This window comes from Dethiothermospora halolimnae, from assembly GCF_037577855.1.
Taxonomy (GTDB): Bacteria; Bacillota; Clostridia; order Tissierellales; family VENL01; genus Dethiothermospora; species Dethiothermospora halolimnae.
The window spans coordinates 1-2,274 of record NZ_JBAKFX010000130.1 but is presented as its reverse complement, the minus strand read 5'-3'; the positions used below and the strand labels follow the sequence as shown (position 1 = coordinate 2,274).

Here is a 2,274-nt window from a genome sequence, read left to right as displayed (position 1 = left end):
ATATTTTAAATATCATTTGATTACTGTTTGTCAAGGGCGGCTACGGTGGACTTAGTATAATTCCACTGGTTTATCCCAGTATTATCCATAACATTAGTTTTTCATAGAACTTTTTACATTACCTAAAATTTACCAGAGGTACCAAGTAGATGCTAGTACACTCTTCTTTACTATCAGTATTTTACCATATTAATGCATGTAAATCAATATTTAATGTTTTATCTATATATTACATATAACATTTTAGATATTTATTATCACATATGCTTTATGTAATATATGGATTTTATTATATTTTATTGACATATTATGTCGAAACTTATATAATATTGTCTATGTAATAGATACACAACCAAACAGACGATTAAATCTTCCAAAGAGAGGAGTGTACCTTAAATGTATAAAAAAAGGAAAATAATTATATCCCTTTTCCTTATATTATTATTAGTTACATTTAACATATCAGGTGCCTTTGCAGATCATAGTTCTGGAAACTCATCATACAGATTATTGAGATTTGGCAGTAGGGGTTCCGATGTGTCTAGCTTGCAAAGTACTCTTAATAATAAGGGTTATTGGGCTGGTCCAGTGGACGGTATATACGGACCTTTAACTGAAAAGGCGGTAATCAACTTTCAAAAATCAAATAATCTTCTTATTGATGGTATAGCTGGACCTGAAACACAATCAACCTTATATTCAGCTAATGTTTCTAAAGCATCACTAAACACTAGTAATAATTATTCAAAAGATCTTTACTGGCTTTCAAGAATAGTACATTCGGAAGCTGGGGGAGAGTCCTATACAGGAAAGGTAGCCGTTGGAAATGTTGTCCTAAATAGAGTTAAATCATCTTCATTTCCCAATAGTATAAAAGAAGTTATCTTTGAATACTATAAAGGGATTCCACAGTTTAGCCCCGTAGCAGATGGTACTATCTACAATAATCCATCACAAGAGAGTATAAATGCTGCTAAAGATGCCTTAAAGGGCTGGCGTCCAGTGGGAAACTCCACATACTTTTTCAATCCAGACAAAGCTTCAGCAGAATGGATTGTAAAAAACAAAACTTACGTAAAAAGAATAGATGACCATGTATTTTATAGATAAAAAGAGAGTTGCTTAAGCAACTCTCTTTTTATCTATATCCTCAACCTCATCCTCAACCTCAAACTTAAACTCAAAAAAATCGGATACCATTAGGTATCCGATTTTTTAATATCTGGTGGAGGTGGTGGGAGTCGAACCCACGTCCGAAGGCACTTCACCAAGAGCTTCTCCGAGTACAGTCACTGTATTAAGTTTCATCTCATAGAACGTTCAGCGACAAACTTTCTAATTGACTAGCTCTGATTAGTCTACCATAGGTCAGAGCATCCCTATAGTAGTTCCCCGCAGATTAAATGACCCTTATTCCCTAATAGGCGGGACTACTAGAGATAAGAGGCTACCTTTATTAGGCAGCTAATGCGTAATTATCGTCTGCATTTATATTTATGTGCCACTTTTTACGTTGCTTGGCGACAACGACTCGCTACTCTTGGCTCCATACCCCCGTCGAGACCAATTTCACCCCCATATTATTTAGTTATCAAATTGCCTATTGCTAATACTTCTCACTTAGATGTCTTTGAATTCTTCTATTGGCTTCTTTTTTAGCTATAGTCTGTCTTTTATCATGAAGCTTTTTACCCTTGGCTGTAGCTAACTCTATCTTAACAAGCCCATTTTTAAGATAGACCTTAAGGGGAACTAAAGAATATCCCTTTTGGGTCACATAACCTATTAATTTATTTATTTCCCTCTTATGGAGTAATAACTTTCGTTTCCTTATGGGATCAACATTATAAATATTCCCTTGTTCATAGGGACTTATGTGCATACCATGTATAAAAACTTCACCATTTTCTACCATGGCATAGCTTTCCTTTACATTGACCCTTCCCTGTCTTATAGATTTAACCTCTGTTCCAGATAAAACAATACCTGTTTCGAAGGTTTCCTCTATAAAGTAGTCATGTCTAGCTTTTCTATTTGTCGCAATTGTTTTTGAATTCTTCCCCATATATATCACCAAATCTTTTCGATAGTCTATTAATAAATATAACAAATTTATTGTTAATTGTCAACTGTAGTTTTACTATATTGCACGGGAATCGCATGAAGATTTATTCAAACCAAAACTTTCATCCGAAAATTTTTAAAAGCGACTAGCGTCGTATAAATATGAGATAAGATGTTAACTAATTTTGAAAAGAAGTATAATGTCTAACC

General features: G+C 34.0%; 2 protein-coding genes and 1 other RNA gene. 1 reads left to right on the top strand and 2 read right to left on the bottom strand.

Annotated elements, in window-relative coordinates:
• Positions 1-396: 396 nt before the first annotated feature.
• Positions 397-1,110 carry a cell wall hydrolase gene (locus V6137_RS20870; RefSeq protein WP_425449880.1) on the top strand — a complete coding sequence of 238 codons (714 nt, stop codon included), beginning with the start codon at positions 397-399 and terminating at the stop codon, positions 1,108-1,110.
• 113 nt (positions 1,111-1,223) lie between these two features.
• Here V6137_RS20870 and ssrA read toward each other — a convergent pair.
• Together ssrA and smpB are read right to left on the bottom strand one after the other, a co-directional pair.
• Positions 1,224-1,577, bottom strand: a transfer-messenger RNA (tmRNA) gene (gene ssrA / locus V6137_RS20865).
• 29 nt (positions 1,578-1,606) lie between these two features.
• Complete coding sequence (gene smpB, locus V6137_RS20860) at positions 1,607-2,065, bottom strand: SsrA-binding protein SmpB (protein WP_425449879.1); 459 nt, start codon at positions 2,063-2,065, stop codon at positions 1,607-1,609.
• Between the last annotated feature and the right edge of the window lie 209 nt (positions 2,066-2,274).

Excerpts from the sequence above, each read along its gene's own strand:
- V6137_RS20870 (WP_425449880.1), top strand. The coding sequence starts at position 397 with ATGTATAAAAAAAGGAAAATAATTATATCCCTTTTCCTTATATTATTA.
- smpB (WP_425449879.1), bottom strand. The coding sequence starts at position 2,065 with ATGGGGAAGAATTCAAAAACAATTGCGACAAATAGAAAAGCTAGACAT.